The 17,595-nt window shown below is 68.8% G+C and carries 14 protein-coding genes; 8 read left to right on the top strand and 6 right to left on the bottom strand.

From position 1 onward, the window contains the following. Positions 1 to 50 precede the first annotated feature (50 nt). Positions 51 to 914 carry a formyltetrahydrofolate deformylase gene (purU, locus tag CRP50_RS01600; protein WP_097277219.1) on the bottom strand — a complete coding sequence of 288 codons (864 nt, stop codon included), beginning with the start codon at positions 912 to 914 and terminating at the stop codon, positions 51 to 53. Between the two features lie 126 nt (positions 915 to 1,040). On the opposite strand from purU, the gene CRP50_RS01595 reads away from it, so the two are divergent. Together CRP50_RS01595 and CRP50_RS01590 are read left to right on the top strand one after the other, a co-directional pair. Next, entirely contained in the window at positions 1,041 to 1,451 is a 411-nt protein-coding gene (locus CRP50_RS01595; protein ID WP_097277218.1) for a cyclic nucleotide-binding domain-containing protein, read from the top strand. A gap of 80 nt (positions 1,452 to 1,531) precedes the next feature. Further along, on the top strand, positions 1,532 to 2,164 hold the full coding sequence (locus CRP50_RS01590) for a hypothetical protein (protein ID WP_097277217.1): 633 nt from the start codon (positions 1,532 to 1,534) through the stop codon (positions 2,162 to 2,164). A 30-nt stretch (positions 2,165 to 2,194) separates the two neighbouring features. On the opposite strand, the gene CRP50_RS01585 is transcribed toward CRP50_RS01590, so the two are convergent. The 4 genes from CRP50_RS01585 to rpoH form a co-directional block, all read right to left on the bottom strand. Then, positions 2,195 to 2,539: a hypothetical protein gene (locus CRP50_RS01585; RefSeq protein ID WP_097277216.1), complete on the bottom strand. Its 345-nt coding sequence runs from the start codon at positions 2,537 to 2,539 to the stop codon at positions 2,195 to 2,197. A 161-nt stretch (positions 2,540 to 2,700) separates the two neighbouring features. Beyond that, entirely contained in the window at positions 2,701 to 4,056 is a 1,356-nt protein-coding gene (amt, locus tag CRP50_RS01580) for an ammonium transporter (RefSeq protein ID WP_245913331.1), read from the bottom strand. A 22-nt stretch (positions 4,057 to 4,078) separates the two neighbouring features. Further along, positions 4,079 to 4,417, bottom strand: a complete 339-nt coding sequence (gene glnK, locus CRP50_RS01575) for a P-II family nitrogen regulator (RefSeq protein ID WP_097277215.1) — start codon at positions 4,415 to 4,417, stop codon at positions 4,079 to 4,081. A gap of 350 nt (positions 4,418 to 4,767) precedes the next feature. Further along, on the bottom strand, positions 4,768 to 5,673 hold the full coding sequence (gene rpoH, locus CRP50_RS01570) for an RNA polymerase sigma factor RpoH (RefSeq protein WP_097277214.1): 906 nt from the start codon (positions 5,671 to 5,673) through the stop codon (positions 4,768 to 4,770). A gap of 491 nt (positions 5,674 to 6,164) precedes the next feature. On the opposite strand from rpoH, the gene CRP50_RS01565 reads away from it, so the two are divergent. The 4 genes from CRP50_RS01565 (at position 6,165) to malQ (ending at position 11,804) form a co-directional block, all read left to right on the top strand. Then, positions 6,165 to 6,575: a c-type cytochrome gene (locus CRP50_RS01565; RefSeq protein WP_097277213.1), complete on the top strand. Its 411-nt coding sequence runs from the start codon at positions 6,165 to 6,167 to the stop codon at positions 6,573 to 6,575. A 281-nt stretch (positions 6,576 to 6,856) separates the two neighbouring features. Then, a complete protein-coding gene (locus CRP50_RS26285; RefSeq protein WP_097277212.1) occupies positions 6,857 to 7,231 on the top strand; it encodes a DUF2934 domain-containing protein in 375 nt (124 codons plus the stop codon). An 83-nt stretch (positions 7,232 to 7,314) separates the two neighbouring features. Next, a complete protein-coding gene (glgX, locus tag CRP50_RS01555) occupies positions 7,315 to 9,498 on the top strand; it encodes a glycogen debranching protein GlgX (RefSeq protein ID WP_097277211.1) in 2,184 nt (727 codons plus the stop codon). A gap of 95 nt (positions 9,499 to 9,593) precedes the next feature. Beyond that, the gene (malQ, locus tag CRP50_RS01550; protein WP_097277210.1) at positions 9,594 to 11,804 is read left to right on the top strand and encodes a 4-alpha-glucanotransferase; all 2,211 of its coding nucleotides are present in this window, start codon (positions 9,594 to 9,596) and stop codon (positions 11,802 to 11,804) included. A gap of 162 nt (positions 11,805 to 11,966) precedes the next feature. Here malQ and glgC read toward each other — a convergent pair whose 3' ends face one another. Beyond that, complete coding sequence (gene glgC, locus CRP50_RS01545; RefSeq protein WP_097277209.1) at positions 11,967 to 13,271, bottom strand: glucose-1-phosphate adenylyltransferase; 1,305 nt, start codon at positions 13,269 to 13,271, stop codon at positions 11,967 to 11,969. Between the two features lie 296 nt (positions 13,272 to 13,567). On the opposite strand from glgC, the gene glgA reads away from it, so the two are divergent. Both glgA and CRP50_RS01535 read left to right on the top strand, forming a co-directional pair. Further along, positions 13,568 to 15,010 (top strand): glycogen synthase GlgA, encoded by a 1,443-nt coding sequence (gene glgA / locus CRP50_RS01540; RefSeq protein WP_097277208.1) that lies wholly within the window; start codon positions 13,568 to 13,570, stop codon positions 15,008 to 15,010. Between the two features lie 62 nt (positions 15,011 to 15,072). Further along, positions 15,073 to 17,550, top strand: coding sequence for a glycogen/starch/alpha-glucan phosphorylase (locus CRP50_RS01535; protein ID WP_097277207.1), 2,478 nt, complete (start codon positions 15,073 to 15,075; stop codon positions 17,548 to 17,550). Positions 17,551 to 17,595 lie beyond the last annotated feature (45 nt).

The following is a 17,595-nucleotide window of genomic DNA, read 5'->3' as shown; positions in this document are numbered from 1 at the left end:
CGAAAAGACCAGCCGAAATTTCAATCGTCAGGGACTTGCCCGCCCGCCGGTCAGCGGAAGACGACCGTCTTGGCACCATTGATGAGCACGCGGCGTTCGATGTGGTAGCGCACGGCGCGGGCCAGCGTCACGTTCTCCAGGTCCTGGCCGACGCGCACCAGGTCGTCCACCGAATGGGTGTGGTCGACGCGCTCGACCGCCTGCTCGATGATCGGGCCTTCGTCGAGGTCGGGGGTGACGTAGTGGGCGGTGGCGCCGATGATCTTCACGCCGCGCACATAGGCCTGCTGGTAGGGCTTGGCGCCCTTGAAGCTCGGCAGGAAGGAATGGTGGATGTTGATGGCCCGGCCGTTCAGCGCCCGGCAGGCGTCCGGCGTCAGGATCTGCATGTAGCGGGCGAGCACCACCAGGTCGATGTCCTGCTCTTCCACCATGTCGAGCATGCGGGCTTCCTGCGCCACCTTGGTTTCCTTGGTGACCGGCAGGTGGTGGTAGGGGATGCCGTGCCATTCCACCAGCTTGCGCATGTCGTCGTGGTTGGACACCACGCCCGCCACGTCGATGGCGAGCTGCCCGGTCTGCCAGCGGTGCAGCAGGTCGTTCAGGCAGTGGCCGAAGCGCGAGACGGCGATGAGCACCTTGGGCCGGCGTTCGTGGTCGTGCATGGCCCAGGTCATGCCGAAGCGCTGCGCCACCCGCTCGGCGAAGCGGCTGCCGAGCACGTCGCGCGCCGGCGCCTTGTCGCCGTGGCGGAACACCGCGCGCATGAAGAAGCGATCGGCGGCCAGGTCGCCGTACTGGGCGCATTCGACGATGAAGCAGTCCTGCTGCGCCAGGAAACCGGTCACGGCGGCGACGATGCCGGTGGCGTCGGGACAGGTGATGGTCAGGATGGTGGTGGCGGGTGACGACATGATCCGTATCCTTGCAGGCGCGGGCGCGCAAGGTAACCATCTTGCACCGCAACCCGCAAGCTCGCCTATGGCGGCGCGTGCGCTGCAGCGATAAGATCGGAGGCCTGACCGATCCGGGGGAGCCGCATGAGCAGCATCGATCGCACCACCGCCGGCATGTTTTCCGATGCCGAAGGCGGCCGCCTGACCGTCGCCCGCGGCGAGGTGCTGTTCCACGAAGGCGACGAGGCTGCTTGCGCCTACATCATCGAGACGGGCCTGCTGGAAATCGCCCGCACCATGAACGGCGCCCAGGTGATCCTGGGGGCGGCGCGGCCCGGCGAGATGGTCGGCGAGATGGCGCTCATCGACAACAGCCCGCGCAGCGCCACCGCCCGGGCGCTGAAGGACACCACGCTGCTGGTGGTGCCGCGCGAGCACTTCGAGTTCCTGCTGAAGGACACCAACCCGGTGGTGCGCGGCCTTCTGGAACGCTTCGTCACCATCATCCGCAACGTCAACGACGTGAACCTGCGCCTGACCCTCGGCATCCGCTGATCGCCCGGCGCTGCGACGCGGAAGGCGCCTCGGGCGTGTCTATGGTGCAGCCGCCGTCGTCCGTTCGTCGAGGAGCCGCCATGATGCCCACCCTGCCCCGCCGTCTTCTGCTCGCCGCGTCCGTCCTGCTCGCCGCCGCCGCGCCCCTGCCGGCCGCCGCCATCGAGCAGACCGTGGACGCCGAACTCAATGCCCAGTCCTATGCCGCCGTGCCGCGCGCGCCGGTCGAGGTGCGCCTCTATACCCGCACCGGCGAGGTCGAGGATCTGCGCGCCCGGGCGACGCGGGCGCTGGAGGCGGCGGGCTGGCGGGTGGTGGAGACCGGCGGCACCCTCGCCTTCAGCCTGGAACTGGCGGGAGACGACCCCATCGTCCAGCGCGGCGAGCCCGGCGTGCTGGCGGTGGAAGGCTTCCGCGGCAGCAGCGGCGCCAGCACCGACCGCCTCTATGCGCGCCTCAAGCTCTATTCCACCACCGAGAGCAGCGTGCTGACGGGCCAGCAGGCGCCGGACCGCCGCGACGCCGGCGGCGGCACCCGCATCCAGGCCGACGTCACCAGCCTGACGGACGGCCGTCGCCTGTGGCAGGGCTGGGTGATGGTGGATGCCGCCGGCCGTGCGCCCGAGGTGGCGGCCGAAAAGCTGCTGCCGCTGCTGGTCGAGTCCATCGGCGACACGGTGCGCGGCGAAAGCCGCAAGGTGGAATTCGAGTAGGCGGAACCGCCGGCCCGACGCCCCCTCCCTTCAATCCTCACCGACGACCGTCAGGTGGCCGCGCCGGTGCCCGCTCGCCGGGACCAGGGCGAGGTCGCCCTCGATACGGCGCAGCAGCGCCACGTACCCGGCATAGCGATGGGCGGGCTCCCCGGCGGAGGCCTCGGCGGCGGCGGCGAAACGGCGGGCGAGCCAGCCGACCGTGCGCAGCAGCAGCCGGCGGCGCCACGGCGGCAAGGCGTCGGTGGCCTCGGTGTCTTCGGCGGCGGCTTCGGCGGCGGCAGGCCGGCGCGGCGGCCGGCGCAGGATTTCGCCCACGGGGCGCAGGTCCACCGCCCGCGGCGGCGGCATGCGGTCCGGGCCATCCACGGTCATGGCGGCGTCTCCTCGATCGATCCCGTTGGCGTGGTGTTTTCTGGCAAACGCCGGGCCGCGGGGCCGGTTGCCGCTCCCCCGTCCTTACGGACAAGAAGAAGCCCGGGAGCCGAAGCCCCCGGGCCGAAGGTGGTGAGGAAACTCGTGAGATCGTCAGGCGATCACAGCTGCGAGCCGCGGCCGAACTCGGGGTAGGCTTCGAGGCCGAGCTCGTGCTTGTCGAGGCCGTCCAGCTCTTCCTCGTCGCTGACGCGCAGGCCGACGGTGGCCTTCAGCACGCCCCAGATCACGAAGGAGACCGCCAGGACGTAGACACCGATGGCGACCACGCCGATCAGCTGGGTGACGAAGCTGCCCGAGCCGAAGATGCCGACCGCCAGGGTGCCCCACACGCCGGCCACCAGGTGGACCGAGATGGCGCCGACCACGTCGTCGATCTTCATCTTGTCGACCAGCGGCACGGCCAGGACCGCGAGCGCCGCACCGACGGCGCCGACCAGCATGGCGAGGACCATGTTCTCCAGCGTCGGACCGGCGGTGATGGCGACCAGGCCGGCCAGCGCGCCGTTGAGCACCATGGTCAGGTCGATCTTCTTGAAGATCAGCTGGGTCATCACCATGGCCGTCACCACGCCGGCGCAGGCGGCCAGGAAGGTGTTGGCGTAGACGATGGACATGGCGGCGGCGTCGAGCGCCGAGCCGAGGGCCAGCTGCGAACCGCCGTTGAAGCCGAACCAGCCGAACCACAGGATGAAGGTGCCGAGCGTGGCGAGCGGCAGGTTGTTGCCCGGCAGCGGGTGGACGCGGCCGTCGGCGCCGAACTTGCCCTTACGCGCACCGACCATGATGGCGCCGGCGAGCGCCGCCCAGCCACCGACCGAGTGCACCAGGGTCGAACCGGCGAAGTCGCTGAAGCCCATTTCGGTCAGCCAGCCGCCGCCCCACACCCAGGACGCCTGGATCGGGTAGATGAAGGCGCCGAGCAGGGCGACGAAGATCATGAACGGCCAGATCTTCATGCGTTCGGCGACGGTGCCGGAGATGACCGAGGCGGCGGTGGCGACGAAGACCACCTGGAAGAACCAGTCGGACATCACCGAGTAACCGCCCTCGATCACCGCGGCCACCTGTTCCGGCGTGGCGGCGTCGGCACCGGCGGCGATGAGCGCGCTCTCGGCTTCGGACGGGTTGTAGAGGAAGCTGAAGGTGCCGATCCAGCCCGTGACGTCGACGTACATCAGGTTGTAGCCGACCAGGTAGAAGCCGATGGCGGCGACGGCGTAGAGGGCGGTGTTCTTCAGGCAGATGGAGGCGACGTTCTTGCCGCGCACCAGGCCGGCTTCCAGCATGGCGAAGCCGACCGCCATGAAGAACACGAGCGCGCCGTGGATGAGGAAGGAGAAGGTGTTGAAGACGTAAGCGGTTTCGGCGTCGACGGCCGCCAGGGCGGGCGTCGCCACGAGGCCGGCGGCCAGCGCCGCGGCGCCGCCCTTGATGATGCTGGTCATGCGGGTCATGTGATGCATCCCCCTGTGTCCGTCAGAGCGCTTCGACGTCGGTTTCGCCGGTGCGGATGCGCACGGCCTTCTGCAGGTCGAGCACGAAGATCTTGCCGTCGCCGATCTTGCCGGTGTTGGCGGCCGCCTGGATCGCCTCGACGACGCGGTCGACCATGTCGTCGTTGACCGCGACTTCCAGCTTCACCTTGGGCAGGAAGTTCACCACGTATTCGGCGCCGCGGTAGATTTCCGTCTGGCCCTTCTGGCGTCCGAAGCCCTTCACCTCGCTGACGGTCAGGCCCTGGATGCCGAGCGGCGTCAGCGCCTCGCGCACCTCGTCGAGCTTGAACGGCTTGATGATCGCCATCACTAGCTTCATCGGTTTTCCCTCCATGGGTCCGCGCGACCGCTGCCGCGCCCTCATCCCCGACCGCACCGGCCGGGAGACGTCTCGCCGGGAAGGAAGTCAAGATCCGTGCCAACTCGCGGAATTTTGGAAAAGTCGAGGGAATGCGGGCACTTGGCTCTGCCTGCCGCGCGAGCATCCGATCAGGGGAGTGGGGATTTGCCCGATTTTGATGCACTGCAGTGCAACATGGCCGCCCAAGATTAAGGCAGAAGCATGGCGAGCCGAGTCGCGCAGCCTTCTTTTGAGGCACCCTCAGACGAAAGGCGGCCCCGGGTGGGGCCGCCTCTACGACTGTCGGAGGAGGAGGAGAGGCCTGCCGCTCAAATAGGCAGCGCCACCTCGGCACCGCGTTTTTCCAGCGCCGTGGCGGCGGCGCGCACCGCCGTCTGCAGCTTGGTGAAGGCGCGGTTTTCGATCTGGCGCACGCGCTCGCGGCTGATGCCGTAGTGGCGGCCGAGTTCCTCGAGCGTGGTCGGCTGGCTGCGCAGGCGGCGCTCCAGGATGATGTGGCGCTCGCGGTCGTTGAGGCCGGACAGGGCGTCGCGCAGCAGCTGGCGGCCCAGGCGACGCTCTTCGGCTTCGGCCAGCATGGTTTCCTGGTTGGGGCCGTCGTCGACCAGCAGGTCCTGGCGCTGCAGGTCGCCTTCCTCGCCGACCGGCAGGTTGAGGCTGGCGTCCTGGCGCGACAGGCGGCGGTTCATGTCCACCACGTCGGCCTCGCTGACGTTCAGCTCCTCGGCGATGGCGCGCGCGTTGTGGGGCGCCATGTCGCCTTCCTCGTAGACGCCGAGCTTGGCCTTCATGCGCCGCAGGTTGAAGAACAGCTTCTTCTGCGCCGCCACGGTGCCGACCTTCACCAGCGACCACGAGTTCAGGACGTATTCGTTGATGCTCGCCTTGATCCACCACATGGCGTAGGTGGCGAGGCGGAAGCCCTTCTCGGGCTCGAACTTCTTCACCGCCCGCATCAGGCCCAGGTTGCCCTCGGCGATGAGGTCCGACACGGGCAGGCCGTAGTAGCGGTAGCCCATGGCGATCTTCGCCACGAGGCGCAGGTGGCTGGTCACCAGCACGTGCGCGGCGGCCTGGTCGGCCTCGTCGCGATAGCGCACCGCCAGCATGTATTCCTGCTCGGGGTCGAGGAGCGGAAACCGCTTGATCTGCTCCATGTAGCCGGCGAGACCATCCTCGGAGGCGACGACCGGTAAGGAAAGATTGGACGCCATGGCTCCACCTCTTCTCCAGACAATCAGATCCCGGTCCTCCGCCGCCGCCCGCCGGCCGATCCCCACCCCCGTGGTGTTCGGCTCTTTTCCTGCGGGTCGCGGCCCCGACTCATCTCTTTTTTATCCATTCCAGCCTATAAAACCCGACTTTCATTGTCAAGTTTGCAGGGCTGGGGACTCTTTCGCGTTCACCGTGTCGTGATCGGTCGCCGGGGTTTTTCGACCGTGTATCGATCTACGTTCGATGGTCCCGAAAGGATCACGACAATGGGGGAATAATAAGGCCGTGCGACACCATCATGGCGCCACAATCCGGCAGTAGACCCTTCGGCGACGACAGGGCCTTGCGTACGCCGGACGGCGCGATCTTGAGTCTTAGCCACTTTCCGGGTACGGTCGCCCCGATCATCATCAAGAACCGTTGGGACGGGGGAACGCCCTTCGGCGCCGTCGCGAACGAACGGAACATCCGGATTCGAAGGAGTTTGGGAATGAACAAGACCATCGTGATGGCCGCCGCCGCCCTGGCCGTCGCCGGGTTCGCCAGCACCTCCGCCATGGCCCAGGACGCGGCCGCCGGTGAAAAGGTCGCCAAGAAGTGCCTCGCCTGCCACACCTTCGAACAGGGCGGCGCGCACAAGGTCGGCCCGAACCTGTTCGGCGTGGTCGGCCACAAGCCGGGTGAAGGCGCCGACGGCTTCAAGTTCTCCGAAGGCTTCCTGGCCGCCACCGCCAAGGGCTTCGAGTGGACCGACGAAAACCTGATGGCCTACCTGGAAGACCCGACCGCCTTCCTCCGCGCCACCTCGGGCGACGACAAGGCCCGCTCCAAGATGACCTTCAAGCTGAAGGACGAGCAGGAGCGCAAGGACGTCATCGCCTACCTCAAGACCCTGAAGTGAGCGTCTGACGCCCATCGACGGCAGTCCGGCCCACGCGGCCGGACCACAGGTCGCCGCCCCGGACCCCGGGGCGGCGATCGGCGTTTTCGGCATAAGCCTTTGATCTTTGGTGAAATTTCCGTTTCGACCAACGTCGAACGATGAAGTTCTTGCGGAATCAACCACTTGCAGGATACCGGACGGGTCGTCGCGCGTTCACGTTCGTGTTTTCCGGGTGCCACCCACCGTGTACAGTGGGACACGCAAGTTTTTCCCGTAGCGCCGATCATGGAAGGTGACCGATGCCGTCTCTCGAAGAAGCGATTCGCCGGCGGGCCTACGAGCTCTGGGAAGCCCACGGCTGCCCGGAAGGACGCGAACAGGAATTCTGGTATCTGGCCGAGCGCGAAGTGATGGCCAACGACGCCCCTGCCGCCGCCGAGCCGCCGCAGCCCGCCACCACCAAGCGGGCCACCAAGACCGCCACCACCGCCAAGGCGCCCAAGAGCGACGCCAAGGCCGACGGCACGTCGACGCCGCCGAGCGCCGCCAAGTCCCGCGCCAAGGCCGGCGAGGGCACCGCCAAGTCCGCCGGCAAGCCCGCCGGCAAGCCCGCCGCCGGCCGCGGCAAGAAGCAGGCGCGCGGCACGCCGTCCGCCACCGGCGGCGAGGCCTGATCGCGGCGGGGCGATCGCCCCGCCCCCGGCTTTTCGCCGGCCCTGCCCTGCCCGCGCCCTTCCGCCCTCCGCCGAGGACGTTCATGAGTCACCCCGTCCGCCGCACGCTGCTCCCCGGGGCGCCCTATCCGCTGGGCGCCACCTGGGACGGCCACGGCGTCAACTTCGCCGTGTTTTCCGAGAACGCGACGCGGGTGGAGTTGTGCCTGTTCGACGCCTCGGGCCGGCGGGAGCTGGAACGCATCGCCCTGCCGGAGCTGACCGATGCCGTCTGGCACGGCTACCTGGCCGACATCGGGCCGGGCCAGCTCTACGGCTACCGCGTGCACGGGCCTTACGACCCGCCGCGCGGCATGCGGTTCAACCCCAACAAGCTGCTGGTCGATCCCTACGCCCGCGCCCTGACCGGCGAGGTGAAGTGGACGCCGAGCTGCTACGCCTACCGCCTCGGCAGTTCGCGCGCCGACCTGTCGTTCGACCGCCGCGACAGCGCCCGCTCCATCCCCAAGGGTATCGTCGTCAACGACGCCTTTCCGTGGAACGAGCGCATCCGCCGGCCGCGCACGCCGTGGACGGAGACCATCCTCTACGAACTGCACCCGCGCGGCGCCACCATGCGCCACCCGCAGGTGCCCGACGCCCTGCGCGGCACCCTGGCGGGCCTCGCCTCGGCGCCCATGATCGACCATCTGGTGTCGCTCGGCGTGACGTCGGTGGAATTGCTGCCCATCTACGCCTACGGCGACGAGCCGCACCTGCTGGAACTGGGCCTGTCCAACTACTGGGGCTACAACCCCTTCAACTTCTTCGCGCCGGCGCCGCGGCTGCTGTCGTCGGGCTCCATCGACGAAGTGAAGACCCTGGTGTCGCGCTTCCACGAGGCGGGGCTCGAAGTGGTGCTGGACGTGGTCTACAACCACACCTGCGAGGGCAACGAACTCGGCCCCACCATCTCGCTGCGCGGCTTCGACAACGCCAGCTATTACCATCTGGTGCCGGAAAACCCGCGCTATTACGAGAACCACTCGGGCTGCGGCAACACCATGAACCTGGCGCACCCGCGCGTGCTGCAGATGGTGATGGACAGCCTGCGCTACTGGGCCGACCTCATGCGCGTCGACGGCTTCCGCTTCGACCTCGCCACCGCGCTCGGCCGCGACCAGCAGGGGTTCGACGCCAACCATCCGTTCTTCGCCGCCGTCCGCCAGGACCCTATTCTCAACCGCGTCAAGCTGATCGCCGAGCCGTGGGACATCGGCCCGGCCGGCTACCGCGTCGGCAGCTTCCCGGCCGGCTGGCGGGAGTGGAACGACGGCTTCCGCAACAACGTGCGCTCGTTCTGGCGCTCCGACCCCGGCCAGGGACCGGCGCTTGCCACCCGCATCGCCGGGTCGAGCGACATCTACAGCCGCCGCGGGCCGAGTGCGTCGGTGAACTTCATCACCGCCCACGACGGCTTCACGCTCGCCGACCTGGTCGCCTACAACGCCAAGCACAACCACGCCAACGGCGAGCACAACCGCGACGGCACCGACAACAACATCGCCTGGAACTGCGGCATCGAGGGGCCGACCCGCGACCCGGCGGTGCTGGAACTGCGCTACCGCCAGAAGCGCAACCTCATGGCGACGCTGCTGCTGTCGCAGGGCGTGCCCATGATCCTGGGCGGCGACGAGCTGGGCAATTCGCAGAAGGGCAACAACAACGCCTACTGCCAGGACAACGAGATCGGCTGGATCGACTGGTCGCTGGTGCGCGACGACGACGACGACTTCCTCGACTTCACCCGCGCCATGATCCACTTCCGCCGCAACAACCCGGCCTTCCGCCGCGGCCGCTTCTTCGCCGGCAAGGCCATCGGCGACGGGCCGGTGAAGGACATCACCTGGCTGTCGCCGGCCGGGCGCGAGATGACGCCCGCCGACTGGAACGAGCCCATGCTGCGCTGCTTCGGCTGGCACCTGGGCGCGCCGGCGCACGATCATCACCTGCATGCCCCGGACGAGCAGGATCACGACCAGTTCATGGTGCTGATGAACGCCGGCATCGACCCGGTCGCCTTCCGCCTGCCGCCGGAAAGCCACGGTGGCCCCTGGGTGCGGGTGATGGACACCTCCAAGGCCGACCCGCACCGCGACGAGAAAACCTTCCAGGCCGGGGAAATGTATCCGCTCCAGGCGCATGCGCTCGCGTTGTTCGTGCAGGAACGGCGCCACCGGCCGCGCCGCGGCGGTCGCCGCCACGAAGACCGGCCGCGCGAGGCCTGACGCCACACCACACCGCGGGAGCCGTAGCGCCCGGCCTCCCGAGGCCATGATTGCCCGCCGCCGCGGCGGCGGAAACGAAGACGCGAGGGGAAGACATGCAGTATGCGGAAACGCTGGCACGGCTGGCCGAAGCAGCAGGCATAGAGCCCTGCTACTGGGACATCTTCGGCAACCGCCACGACACGACCGAGCTGGACATGCAGGCGCTGCTGGCCGCGCTCGGCCATCCGGCGACGGACGAGGCCACCGCCGCCGCCAGCCTGGAGAAGCTGGAGACCGCCCGCTGGGGTCGGCTGCTGGAGCCGGTGACGGTGCTGCGCACCACCGGCGCCCAGATGTGGACCACCCTCACCACCCGGCCCGCCGACCGCGACCGCACCTTCACCTGGGTGATCGAGCAGGAGGACGGCCTCGAGATGCGCGGCGAGGTGATCCCCGCCGGCCTCGCGGCGCTCGAGGTCCGCGACATCGCCGGCGTCACCCACGAGCGGTGGAACCTGCCGCTGCCGTCGCACCTCGCCTACGGCTACCACACCCTGCGCCTGTTCGACGCCGCGGGTACCCTGCTTGACGAGGGCCGCGTCATCGTCTGCCCGACGCGCTGCTGGCGGCCGGACTTCGTGGAGGACGGCGGTCGCGCCTGGGGCATCGCCTGCCAGCTCTACAGTGTGCGCACCGCCGTCGACTGGGGCATGGGCGACTTCTCCAGCCTGCGCAGCCTCGCCCAGGCGACGGGCGCGCAGGGCGGCCACGTGGTCGGCATCAACCCGCTGCACGCCCTGTTCCCGCACAACCCGGCGCACGCCAGCCCCTACAGCCCGGCCAGCCGGCTGTTCCTCAACCCGCTCTACATCGACGTCGACGCGGTGCCGGAACTGGCCGACAGCACGGACGCCCGCTCCCTCATGGCCGACACCGCCTTCATGGACCGCCTGAAGGCGGTGCGCGGTGGTGATCTGGTGGACTATCCCGCCGTCTCGGCCCTGAAGCACGAGATCCTGCGCGTCCTGCACAAGGCCTTCGAGGCGCTGCCCGAGACCCACGCCCGCAAGCAGGCCTTCGCCGACTTCCTCGATGCCGGCGGCTACCGCCTGCATCGCTTCGCCGTGTTCAACGTGCTGCAGGAGGACTTCGCCGGCACGCCCTGGCCGCAGTGGCCGGAGGAGTTCCGCAATCCCGCCGGCCCGGCCGTGCTCGACGTCGCCACCGCGCAGATGGACCGCGTGCGCTATCACCTGTGGCTGCAGTTCGAGGCCGACCGCCAGCTCGGCGCGGCGGCGGACGCCCTGACCACGGCGGCGCGCGGCGGCCCGGTCATCGGGCTCTACCGCGACCTCGCCGTCGGCGTCGACACCAGCGGCGCCGACACCTGGATGGACCCCGGCGTCTACGCCGTCGGCGCCCGCGTCGGCTGCCCGCCGGACGCCTTCAACAGCCACGGCCAGGACTGGGGCCTGCCGCCGCTCAACCCGCTGGTGCTGCGCGACATGGGCTACGGGCCGTTCGTGGAGATGGTGCGCGCCAACATGCGGCACGCCGGCGCGCTGCGCATGGACCACGCCATGGCGCTGCAGCACCTCTACTGGATTCCGCCGGGCGTCTCGGCCATGGGCGGTACCTACGTCTCCTACCCCATGGACGACCTGCTGGGCATCCTGGCGCTGGAGAGCCATCGCAACTGCTGCATGGTGATCGGCGAAGATCTGGGCACGGTGCCGGACGGCTTCCGCGACCGCATGGCCGAGGAAGACATCCTGTCCTACCGCCTGTTCTATTTCGAGCGCTACGCCGACGGCCTGTTCAAGCGGCCCGAGACCTACCCCGAGCAGGCGGTCGCCACCGCCACCTCGCACGACCTGCACACCATCGTCGGGCACTGGCGCGGCTGGGACGTGCAACTGCGCCACGACCTGGGCCTGATCCCCGAGGGCGCCTCGCCGGCCGACGACGACCGCGCCCGCATCCGCGAGCGCGAGGTGCTGCTGGCGGCGCTGAAGGATCAGGGCGTGGTGCCGGAGACCTTCGGCCGCGACCCGGCGGCCGACGAGGCGGCGCTGCGCACCCTGGTGCTGGCCATCCACCGCTTCCTGGCGCGCTCGCCGGCGCGGCTGATGATGGTGAACCTGGACGACCTGGCGCTGGAGGAAGCCCAGGTGAACCTGCCGGGGACGGTCGACCAGTATCCCAACTGGCGCCGCCGCCTCGGCCGCACCCTGGAAGCCATCGCCGCCGACCCGGACTTCGCCGCCACCGCCGACGCCGTGCGCGCCGAACGGGCGCACGTGCCGGCGGCGACGAAACGCTAGAGCGGTTTCCGATCGGGCAGGATCGGAAACCGCGATCAGGGGCGCGACTGCGCCCCCACGCCAGTCAGGCGCGGGAGCCTGCGTGGCGCCTGAACGCAGCTCCGGCGCGACCGCGCCGGAGCGCACGAGACTCTAGGGGCCGCGCCGCAGGCCGGCCCCTCCTCACGCCGCCGGGACGGGCCGTGCGCCCTCCCCGGCCGGCAGGGCTTCCAGCATGCGCTGGGTGATGAGGGTCACGCCGTCCTCGGTGACGTGGAAGCGGCGGGCGTCGGCCTCGCGGTCCTCGCCCACCACCAGCCCTTCCGGCACGCGGCAGCGGTTGCCGACGATGGCGCGCTTGATGCGGCAGTTGCGGCCGATGTCTGCGCCCGGCAGCACCACCGTGTCCTCCACCAGCGAGAAGCTGTTGACCCGCACGTTGGAGAACAGCAGCGACCGCCGCACCGTCGCGCCCGAGACGATGCAGCCGCCGGAGACCAGGCTGTCCACGGCCATGCCGCGGCGCTGTTCGTTGTCGAACACGAACTTTGCGCTCGGCAGCTGTTCCTGGTAGGTCCAGATGGGCCAGCTGTGGTCGTAGAGGTCGAGCGCCGGGGTGACGTTCACCAGGTCCAGGTTGGCTTCCCAATAGGCATCCACCGTGCCGACGTCGCGCCAGTAGGGCTCCGCGTCGGGGGCCGAGCGCACGGCACTGTCGGAGAAGCGGTGCGCCATCAGCTTGTAGCGGCCGAGCAGCGACGGGATGATGTCCTTGCCGAAATCGTGCGACGAGGTGGGGGTGTCGGCGTCGCTTTCCAGCAGGCGCTCCAGCAGGTCGCGGTTGAAGATGTAGATGCCCATGGAGGCGAAGGCGCGCGTCGGGTCGCCGGGGATGTGCGGCGGGTTGGCGGGCTTCTCCAGGAAGCCGACGATGCTGTCGGTCTCGTCCACGTCGACGCAGCCGAAGCCGGTGGCCTGCTTCAGCGGCACCTCGACGCAGGACACCGTGACGTCGGCGCCGGTTTCCAGGTGGTGCGCCAGCATGCGGCTGTAGTCCTGGCGATAGACGTGGTCACCGGCCAGGATGAGGATGTAGTCCGGGTCGTGGGCGCGGATGGTGTCGAGGTTCTGGTACACGGCGTCGGCGGTGCCGCGGTACCACGCCTCGTCGCGGGTCTGCTGCTGGGCCGGCCACAGTTCCACGAACTCGTTGATCTCGGCGCGGAAGAACGACCAGCCGCGCTGGATGTGGCGGATCAGCGTGTGCGCCTTGTACTGGGTCGGCACGGCGATGCGGCGGATGCCCGAATTGATGCAGTTGGACAGCGGAAAGTCGATGATGCGGAACTTGCCGGCGAAGGGCACCGCCGGCTTGGCCTCGTCGTCCGTCAGCGCCATCAGGCGCGACCCGCGACCGCCCGCCAGCACCAGCGCCAGCGTCCCCTTCAGGGCCCGGTTGAGATCGTAGGCCACGTCGATCTGTTCCATTCGCTTCCTCCGTTGGCACGGCCTCAGGCCGCAGAGCCGACTTTCTCCCCACCCTGCATCGGGACTTTTGCACGGGTCGCCGACAGGATCAATTACAGGGGCATGAACACTCGAACCCTCGACGAAGGTCCATATCCCCTTGATCTTCGGGCCCTATCCAGACGTTCCTGCCGAAAGGCCACAACGCAAGTGTCACGATTCCGGTATTGCCTCTTCGTCACAAATGCCGTGAATTACGCCATCGTCACGCCGGCCATCCGCCCGCCGGCGCGGCCCGCCTGGGAACGGGAGTCAGAATGCGCGTCCTCATCGCCGCCTCCGAAGCCTATCCGCTGATCAAGACCGGGGGCCTGGCCGACGTCGCCGGTGCCCTGCCGGCGGCGCTCGCGAGGATCGGAATCGACGCCCGCATCGTGCTGCCGGCCTATCCGTCGGTACTCGCCAAGGTGACCGAGCGGGTCGCCGAGGTCGACCTGGGCGAAGTGCTGGCCGCCCATCACGTGCGCCTGATCGAGACGCGCATGCCCGACAGCGGCGTGCCGGTGTGGCTGGTGGACTGCCCGAGCCTCTTCCATCGCGGCGGCGGCCCCTACATCAACGAGTGGGGCCACGACCACCCGGACAACTTCCTGCGCTTCGCCCTCCTGTCCAAGGTGGCGGCGCTGCTCGGCACGCCCAAGTCGCCGGTCGGCTGGCAGGCCGACGTCATCCACTGCAACGACTGGCAGACCGGCCTCGTCCCCGCCTATCTGGCGCTGACCGACGGGCCGGGTGCGGCGACCGTCTTTTCGATCCACAACATCCACTTCCAGGGCATCTTCGGCGAGGAGATCCTGCCGCTGATCGGCCTGCCGGGTCACAGCTTCGCCATGGACGGGCTGGAGTTCTACGGCCACGTCAGCACGCTGAAGGCCGGCTGCTACTACGCCGACCGCATCACCACCGTCAGCCCCACCTACGCCCGCGAGATCCAGACGCCCGACGGCGGCCGCGGCATGGACGGGCTGCTGCGCTGGCGGTCGAACGACCTGTCGGGCATCCTAAACGGCGTCGACTACGACCAGTGGGACCCGGCGCGCGACCACCTGCTGCCCGCCCGCTACTCGGTCGACGACCTGGCGGGCAAGGCCGCCTGCAAGGCCGCCCTGCAGCGCGAGTTCGGCCTGGAGGAACGGCCCGAGGCACCGCTGTTCGGCCTGGTGTCGCGCTTCAGCGAGCAGAAGGGCATCGACCTGGTGCTCGGCGCGCTGGACCACATCCTGTCGCGCGGCGGCCAGGTGGTCATGCAGGGGTCGGGCGACAGCTGGCTCGAACACGCCATCTACGGCCTGGGCGGGGCGCGGCCGGGCCGCGTCGGCACCTGGGTCGGCTACGACGAAGGCCGTTCGCACCGCATCCAGGCGGGCAGCGACGTGTTCCTCGTTCCGTCGCGGTTCGAGCCCTGCGGCCTTACGCAGATGTACGCGTTGCGCTACGGTAGTCTGCCGCTGGTGCGCCACACCGGCGGTCTGGCCGACACGGTGACGGACATCCACGACCCGTCCGGCCAGGGCACCGGCTTCGTGTTCGGCGAGGCATCCGTCGGCGGCCTGATCTCGGCCGTCGACCGCGCCTTCGACACCTGGGGCAGGGCGGCCTGGGAAGACGCCCGGCGCCGCGGCATGACCCAGGACTTCGGCTGGCACAAGGCGGCGGAGGCCTACCTCGCGCTGTTCCGGCAGTTGACGGCGCGCGACTGACCGTCCGCCCGTTCTGCCCGGCCACACGTTACGCTCTCAGGGAACTCAATCGGGGACTGACCATGGACCAGACGGCGAAGCGCGACGCGGCGGACATCCCCGCCCTCGACATCGGCAGCGTCGAGGCGATCAAGCAGCAGCTCAAGAGCTACATGGTCCACAACGTCGGTGTGGACCCGGAATTCGCCACCCAGCGCGACTGGCTCTACGCCCTCGCCCACTTGGTGCGCGGCCGGCTGTCGGAGCAGTACCTGGAAACGGCGCGGGCGCAGTACGACGCCGACGTGCGGCGCATCTACTACCTGTCCATGGAATACCTGACGGGCCGGTCGCTGCTGAAGCAGCTCTACGACCTCGGCCTCTACGACCGCGTCGCCCAGGCCCTGACCGAACTGGGCCAGAGCCTCGACAGCGTGCAGGAGTTCGAGTACGACGCCGCCCTCGGCAACGGCGGCCTCGGCCGTCTGGCGGCCTGCTTCCTCGACAGCATGGCGACGCACCGCTACCCGGGCTTCGGCTACGGCATCCGCTACGAATTCGGCATGTTCACCCAGCGCGTCGAAAACGGCGAGCAGGTGGAGCACCCGGAAACCTGGCTGCGCTACGGCAACCCGTGGGAGTTCGAGCGGCCGAACGTCATCTACCCGGTGCGCTTCCGCGGCCGCCTCACCCACTTCAAGGACGAGTCGGGCCAGTCGGTCACCCAGTGGGTGGACACCAGCGACGTCATCGCCATGGCCTACGACGTGCCGGTGCCGGGCTTCGAGAGCGACGCCGTGGTGAAGCTGCGCCTGTGGTCGGCCCGCGCCACCCGCGACTTCGACCTGCGCTACTTCAACGAAGGCAACTACATCGACGCGGTGAAGGACAAGACCATCAGCGAAAACCTGTCCAAGGTGCTCTACCCCATGGACACGACGCTGATGGGCCAGGAACTGCGCCTGATGCAGGAGTACTTCTTCGTCAGCGCCAGCCTGCAGGACATCATCGCGCGCCATCACCGCAAGCACGCGACGCTCGACACCCTGCCCGAGAAGGTGACGGTCCAGCTCAACGACACCCACCCGAGCCTGGCGGTGCCCGAGCTTCTGCGCCTGCTCATCGACCACTACGACTACCCCTTCGACAAGGCGTGGCAGATCACCCGCGGGGTGTTCAACTACACCAACCACACCCTGCTGCCGGAAGCGCTGGAAACCTGGCCCATCGCCATGCTGGAGGCGGTGCTGCCGCGGCACCTCGACCTGATCTACAAGATCAACCACGAGTTCCTGCAGCAGGTGAAGTACGCCTTCCCCGGCCAGCCCGACGTGCTGAGCCGCATGTCGCTGATCGACGACGCCGGCCGCCGCGTGCGCATGGCGCACCTCTGCGTCGTCGGCTCGCGCAAGGTCAACGGCGTCGCCGCCCTGCACACCGAGCTGATGCGCAGCCACGTGTTCGCCGACTTCAACCGCCTCGACCCCGACAAGTTCGTCAACGTCACCAACGGCGTCACCCAGCGCCGCTGGCTGCTGCAGGCCAACCGGCCGCTCGCCGACCTCATCACCGAGGTCATCGGCAACCGCTGGACCACCGACCTGGAGGCGCTGAAGGACCTGGAGCCGCACGCCGAGGACGCCCAGTTCCGCCACCGCTTCGCCGCCATCAAGCGCGCCAACAAGCAGCGCCTGGCGGCCATGGTGCAGGACCGCTGCGGCGTCTCCTTCGCGCCGGACCTGATGTTCGATACCCAGGTCAAGCGCATCCACGAATACAAGCGCCAGCTGCTGAACGTGCTGCACGTCATCACGCTGTACAACGAGATGCGCTCGGGCCGCGGTGGCGACCGTCAGCCGCGCGCCGTGGTGTTCGGCGGCAAGTCGGCGCCGGGCTACTTCACCGCCAAGCTGATCATCCGCCTCATCAACGACGTGGCGGCGGTGATCAACCACGACCGCGCCCTCGGCGGGCGGCTGCGCGTCGCCTTCATCCCCAACTACAACGTCTCGGCGGCGGAAATCATCATCCCCGGCACCGACCTGTCGGAGCAGATCTCGACCGCCGGCACCGAGGCTTCGGGCACCGGCAACATGAAGTTCGCGCTGGGCGGCGCGCTGACCATCGGCACGCTCGACGGCGCCAACATCGAGATCAAGAACGCCGTCGGCGACGACAACATCTTCATCTTCGGCAAGACGGCGGAAGAAGTGGGCGACATGCGCGCCCGCGGCTATCACCCGCGCGAGTACTACGAGGGCAATGCGTCCTTACGCGAAGCCATCGACATGATCGCCGGCGGCTTCTTCAGCGCCGACGACCCGGGCCGCTACCTGCCCATCCGCGACGCCCTGCTGTCGGGCGGCGACCACTTCTTCCTGCTGGCCGACTTCCAGGACTACGTCGACACCCAGCGGCGCGTGGAAGAGGTCTACCGCGATCAGGACCAGTGGGTGCGCAAGGCGGTGCTGAACGTCGCCAACATGGGCATGTTCTCGTCGGACCGCGCCATCCACTCCTACGCCCGCGACATCTGGAACGTGGAAGGCCTGCCCCGGTAACCGGGGACCGGCACGACACCCGCGAAAGCCGGGGCGGTCACAGCC

Origin of the sequence: Caenispirillum bisanense, assembly GCF_900230255.1 — a bacterium.
Lineage (GTDB): Bacteria > Pseudomonadota > Alphaproteobacteria > Rhodospirillales > Rhodospirillaceae > Caenispirillum > Caenispirillum bisanense_A.
This window is presented reverse-complemented; position numbering and strand designations above follow the sequence as displayed.